We start from the raw sequence: 6306 nt of genomic DNA, 5'->3' as shown, positions 1-6306 counted from the left end.
AGCATCTGCGGAAGACAGGGAAGAACTGGATGAGCCGGAAGAAAAAGAGCATCTCCTTCAGGCAGAAGCACAAAATGAAATAGAAGAAAGTGAAGCATCTGCGGAAGACAGGGAAGAACTGGATGAGCCGGAGAAAAAAGAGCATCTCCTTCAGGCAGAAGCACAAAATGAAATAGGAGAAAGTGAAGCATCCGCGGAAGACAGGGAAGAATTGAAGGAGCCGGAAGAAAAAGAGCATCTTCTTCAGGCAGAAGCACAAAATGAAATAACAGAAAGCGAAGCACCTCTTGAAGACAGAGAAGAGCAGGAGGAGTCGGAAGCAAAGGAGCATCTCCTTCAGGTAGAAGCACAAAATGAAATAACAGAAAGCGGATCCCCAAGAGACAATGCAAAAGCAGAATTGGAAAAACAGAGAAATGATCCCTTAAAACAAATAAAAAAAGCCAAATATACGATAAAGCGTCAAATGACTGCCAGTGATTCAGACAAAGAAGTCATAACAGGGGAAAAGGTGACAACAGATATCCTTGCTGTTAGAACGAGAGAAAACATTCTTCAAAATTCTCTGGAAGATCCTTTTCATGATACACAAAGCCAAAAAAATCAAAAAAGAAAAAGCACAAAAGCAATCAAAGCAGAAAAAGGAAAACCTGCCGATTCGATTATAGAGGAGTCATGTACGCCACCTCCCTTGGAAATCATGGCAGAAGAAAAACAAGAAGTATGGCTGCCCGTTATGACAAGCGAAGAAATAGAAAAACAGCTTGAACGCCAATACTATTCTCTCATGAAGCAGGCTGAGAAAAAGTATAAGGCATTGCGGGAAAAAAGGATGGAACGGAAAATGATGAAAAAATAACCTGCCGCTTTTTTTGACCGCCTCAAAGAAAAAGAAAATGAATTCCTCTATATGAAAGAAGCTTTTCAAAAGAAGAAGGCGACGAAAACGAATGACCGTTTTGGATTTCCTTTTAATGGTAGTCCCCTTTTTTGTTGTCATTATTATTATGCTATAGAGGTCTTTTGGTATAAATGAAGCCATCCCGACTTCAATAGGAGCTTTAATCGAACTGGCATCAGGTATTGTACTGCTTTCTGGCATAAAAGATATTTTCCACATCGTGAGCGGTGCCCCGCCCATATGGGTTTAAGCTCTTGAAAGATCTGATCCATCCCTTTATACGCCTCCAACTGCTTTTGAAGACTATCTTGTGAAATGAAAAGGTTCTTTCATTATATTGAATATTCAAGGACGTGAAAGTATAAGCGGCCAGATGCTCAAAAAAGCAGCAAAATGTATAGAGCTGCTGAAAGTGAGAGAGAAGCAAATCCAATTAAATATTCAACAAATTAAAACGCTTGTGCCAGTTACATTCAAAGGCAAATTGTAAAAAGACATCGATTTTCTATATCCATTATATTCCGAATAATGGATATGTAAAAAAGTCCCCGTTCGAGTGTTTTTATTTAATAAAAACGCTCGAATGGGGACTGAGCCATTTTTTATTGTAGGAAAACAAGAGCAGTTAAAAGCAGTTTTCTAAAACTTGGTACGCCACACACCCGGTGCTGTTCCATATTTCTTTTTAAAGACTTTATGAAAATAAGGATAAGAGCCGAAGCCGCATTCTTCTGCAATATGTTCAAGCGTCATCGTTGTATAGGTCATACGGTTAATAGCGGAAGACAACCTGATTTCATGGGCATATTCCAGCATTGTTTTGCCGGTGCTGCTTTTAAAAAGCTGTATAGAACGCGACACACTTAAACCGGCGTGGAGGGCAACGTCCGCTACTTTAAATGCACCAAGCGCGTGCTCTTCAATGTAGCGCATCATACGTGTAACGGCATATGGCCGCGTTAACTCGATGCTTGTTTCACGGACAGCCCGCTCGATATAAAAACATAAAGATTGAACAAGTGAGAGAGAAAGCTCCTCACTTTTACTCGAAGCAGGGCGCCGTTCTTCTATAATAATGCTGCGCCAGAGGGAAATTAAGTTTTCATCAACACCGATATGGGACCAGACCGGCTTTGGGGAACGCTCCCACCATTTGGCAAGCCAGCTGCCGTTACCAACCAAATAGTAATCCCCGCTTTCTTGATTTTCTTTAATGAATAATTCGTAATGGTCATCCGGATGGATCATAAGCAAATCGCCTTGTTTAATTGTATACATATGTCCATTCACTTTTGCTTCGCAGGTACCTTCTGTCTGCAGCCGGAATACATATTCACAGAAGCCGGGCTTATGCTGGCCGTACAATCGCTGAGTATGGTAAGCATACCCGCATACATAAATTTTCATAAAAATGAAACCGCCTTCTTTTTTCATTTAATCGCAAAATCGTTTATGTTTTCATTATATCATTGATGTTTATTTTGAAATCTCTGTTATATGATAGAGTCAAATTTATCGAGCTGTAGTGGACTTTGGATAAAGATTGAGTAAACAGAAGGAGGGGTCTGAGCAGAAAGGGAATGGCAGCTGTTTTATCTTTTTAATATTCATCAGCAAAAGAAAAAGGGCATGCCTATGCCCTTTTTCTCACGTTATGATGAAACTTGTTCAATAAACAGAGAATTTTTTCATTTTAAGTAAAAAGAATGGATACATGACGCTCGAAAGAATAAAATGAACGTATTTCAATTTAACTGTACGGGAAGGGGTCCTTGTTTTCATCAAAGATCGATTGTCACCATAATTGCGCCATGATGAAAATAAACGGAAAGTAGGGAATGAAACGTGCATAGTTTAAGATGGATTTGGACGTATATGAGGGAGTACAAATCCGGCCTCTTTTTAGGCTTTTCACTCGTGCTTCTTGTAGCCGGGCTGAATATGCTCAATCCGTATTTCTCCGGACGTATTGTTGATGATGTGGTGTATGGACGGAATATGGAGCTGCTCCGGACACTGCTTGGCTTTATGATAGCGGTTACGCTTGTTAAAACGATTATCCGCTACAGTTTCCAACTCCTGTTTGAGCGTGTTTCTCAACGGGTGATTTTCACGCTGCGGGAGCAGTTATACGCCCGGCTGAACGAGCTGGATTTTCGCTTTTACGATCGGACAAAGACAGGTGACATTATGGCACGGATGACTGGTGACATGGAAGCCGTTCGCCATTTTACCGCCTGGACAACGTATATGATTGTGGAAAATGCGTGTGTACTATTGTTTGCTATTATTTTTATGTTTACGATTCATGCACCGCTGACACTGGCGATGATCGCCGTAACACCAGCCATTGCTTTTTTTGCATATCGGATGAGCAGTGAGGTACGACCGACATTTTCTGAAATACGGGCGCAGTTTGCGCGATTAAACTCTGTTGTACAGGAAAACATTAGCGGCAACCGGGTCGTCAAGGCCTTTGCAAAAGAAGAACACGAGATTAGTAAGTTTTCAACTGAAAACAAAGCGTTTAAAGAAAAAAACATTCAATCAGCCCGTGTGTGGGAAAAGTATCTGCCTGTACTGGATTCACTGGCAGGGGTGCTGCTTGTCGTCATGATTTCAGCTGGAGGATTTATGGTTATTCAAGGATCGCTGACGATTGGCGAGCTTGTCGTTTTTAACTCACTGATTTGGGCGCTGAATAATCCAATGAGGATGGCCGGCTGGCTGATTAATGATGTTCAGAGGTTTATCGCATCTGCTGAAAAGATTGAAGATTTGCTCAATGAGCAGCCGGGTATTGCCAACACGTTATCAAAAAAGGCCCCATCTGTCAGCGAATTGTCTGTTCAGTTTCAGGATGTGACGTTCCGCTATGAAGATGAACCGGTTTTATCCAATATTACATTTGGCGTGAAACCGGGCCAGACAGTCGCGATTGTCGGTCCGACAGGTGCAGGGAAATCGACGATCGTCAATCTGCTTTGCCGCTTTTACGATGCGGACAGCGGCCAAGTGAAGGTGGAAGGAGCAAATGTGAAAGAATGGGATGTTCGATCGCTGCGCCGACACACCGCTATGGTCATGCAGGACATTTTCTTATTCTCGGATACAATTGAAGGAAATATTGCTTACGGCATGCCTGATGCGACAATGGAGCAGGTGAAAAAGGCCGCAGAAAAAGCAGAAGCCCACGCGTTTATTTCGAAGCTTCCAGAAGGGTACGATACCATTATCGGTGAGCGCGGTGTCGGTTTGTCAGGTGGACAGCGCCAGCGGATTTCCCTGGCGAGAGCACTTCTTTTAGATGCGCCCATTTTGATTTTAGACGATACAACGTCCGCTGTTGATTTAGAAACCGAAATGCGCATTCAAAAAACGCTGCGGTCCATTTTACAGGATAAAACGTGCTTTATTATTGCGCACCGTATTTCCTCTGTAAAAGAAGCAGATCTCATTTTGGTTTTAGAGAATGGACGGATTGTAGAGCGCGGCCGCCATGAAGACTTATTAAAAAGAAAAGGCCGTTACTTTAATGTATTCAAAAATCAATTTGGTGACTTTGACAGCCGCCAATTTGGCGAGGAAGTGATGTAAATGGCACGTAATAAATTTGATGTGGATGAAGAGCTGGAATCGACATTTGACTGGAATCAGTTAAAACGAATGGTCGGCTACCTGCGGCCGTTTAAATCAAAAATTATTTTCACAGTGTTTCTTATGCTATTGGCGAGCGGGGCAACGTTGACTGGTCCGTACTTAATCAAAACGGCCATCGACGATAAAATCCCAAATGGAGATACAGGCGGACTTGTGCTGCTTGCCGGGTTTTATTTGGCGGCTATTACGGTTACAGGCCTTTGTTTAAAATATCGGATTCGGATGATGTCCCAAATTGGGCAAAGCGTTATTTTACAATTACGGAAAGACCTGTTTTCTCATTTGCAGACACTGTCATTTTCTTATTACGACAGCCGTCCGCACGGCAAAATTTTAGTCCGTGTTGTCAACTATGTCAACTCGCTCAGTGACCTGCTGTCAAATGGGATTATTAACGTCATTACAGATTTATTCAGCGTACTCGTCATTATCGGCTTTATGCTGGCCATTGATGTGAAAATGACACTGGCCGCTATGGCTGGCTTCCCGTTTTTAATTGGGTTTATCTTTTTTATTAAAACCGCTCAGCGTAAAGCGTGGCAGCAGCTCAGTAACAAGCAGTCTAATATGAACGCGTATATTCATGAGAGTCTGAACGGGATCAAGGTAACGCAGGCATTTGCCAGGGAAGAAGAAAACGAGCAAATTTTCCAGGAGGTATCCAACAGCTACCGGTCTGCCTGGATGAAAGGCGTGAAAATCCAATTTCTTTTATGGCCGGTTATTGAAAATATTTCGGTTATCACGGTCTCGTTTGTTTACGTGACCGGGATTTTCTGGCTAAACGGAAGTGTCACAGCCGGGGAGCTAGTCGCATTTGTCGGCTACATCTGGATGTTCTGGCAGCCTCTTGCAAATATCGGCAATTTTTATAATGCGATTATTAATGCAATGGCTTATTTGGAGCGTATTTTTGAAACGATTGATGAAGAGCCGACTATTCAAAACGCGCCAAATGCTGGAATACTGCCGATCGTGCGTGGTGAGGTGAAATTCGATAATGTTGTGTTTGGGTACGAAGGGGAAAAAAATATTCTTGAGCACGTTAATTTCACTGTAAAGCCTGGAGATACGATTGCGCTCGTTGGCGCGACGGGTTCTGGAAAAACGACCATCGTCAATTTGATCAGCCGGTTTTATGATACGAAGAGCGGAAGTGTGAAAGTGGACGGAACGGATATTAAAACCGTTACGCTTTCCTCGCTGCGCAGCCAGATGGGCGTCATGCTGCAGGATCCATTTATTTTTTCCGGCTCAATCATGGATAATATCCGGTATGGACGACTCGATGCCACTGATGAGGAAGTGATTGCGGCTTCAAAAGCTGTTCAAGCGCACAGCTTTATTAGTGAAATGGAGGGTGGATACGAAACAGAGGTAAACGAGCGCGGTACGCGCCTTTCTTCCGGACAGCGCCAATTGATTTCCTTTGCACGGGCGCTTTTGGCAGATCCGAAAATCTTAATTCTAGATGAAGCAACCTCAAGTATTGATACAGAAACAGAAATAGCTCTTCAAAAGGGGCTCGAGCAACTGCTTGAGGGGCGGACATCTTTTATTATTGCGCACCGTCTATCCACTATTCAAAATGCTACACGCATTTTCTTTATTGATGGAGGACGAATTATTGAACAGGGAACCCATGATGAACTAATGAAAAAAGGCGGCGCGTATTCAAAGCTATATTTGTCACAGCGCCGTGCTTTGCAGGTTGGATAACCAAAAAGTGCGGGCCCGGTACATGC

5 protein-coding genes are annotated in these 6306 nt (G+C 42.9%); 4 read left to right on the top strand and 1 reads right to left on the bottom strand.

Going from position 1 to position 6306, the window contains the following annotated elements:
- Both VP97_RS24185 and VP97_RS23715 read left to right on the top strand, forming a co-directional pair.
- A partial coding sequence (locus VP97_RS24185; protein ID WP_216594917.1) for a hypothetical protein occupies positions 1-859 on the top strand: 859 nt, incomplete at its 5' end.
- A 379-nt stretch (positions 860-1238) separates the two neighbouring features.
- On the top strand, positions 1239-1391 hold the full coding sequence (locus tag VP97_RS23715) for a hypothetical protein (protein ID WP_156153418.1): 153 nt from the start codon (positions 1239-1241) through the stop codon (positions 1389-1391).
- Between the two features lie 149 nt (positions 1392-1540).
- Here VP97_RS23715 and VP97_RS05035 read toward each other — a convergent pair whose 3' ends face one another.
- Complete coding sequence (locus VP97_RS05035) at positions 1541-2308, bottom strand: helix-turn-helix domain-containing protein (RefSeq protein WP_050180600.1); 768 nt, start codon at positions 2306-2308, stop codon at positions 1541-1543.
- Between the two features lie 438 nt (positions 2309-2746).
- On the opposite strand from VP97_RS05035, the gene VP97_RS05030 reads away from it, so the two are divergent.
- Together VP97_RS05030 and VP97_RS05025 are read left to right on the top strand one after the other, a co-directional pair.
- Positions 2747-4498 (top strand): ABC transporter ATP-binding protein, encoded by a 1752-nt coding sequence (locus tag VP97_RS05030; RefSeq protein WP_050180599.1) that lies wholly within the window; start codon positions 2747-2749, stop codon positions 4496-4498.
- Positions 4499-6280, top strand: coding sequence for an ABC transporter ATP-binding protein (locus VP97_RS05025; protein WP_050180598.1), 1782 nt, complete (start codon positions 4499-4501; stop codon positions 6278-6280).
- Positions 6281-6306 lie beyond the last annotated feature (26 nt).

Source organism: Domibacillus robiginosus, assembly GCF_000966195.1.
GTDB lineage: Bacteria > Bacillota > Bacilli > Bacillales > Domibacillaceae > Domibacillus > Domibacillus robiginosus.
This window is presented reverse-complemented; position numbering and strand designations above follow the sequence as displayed.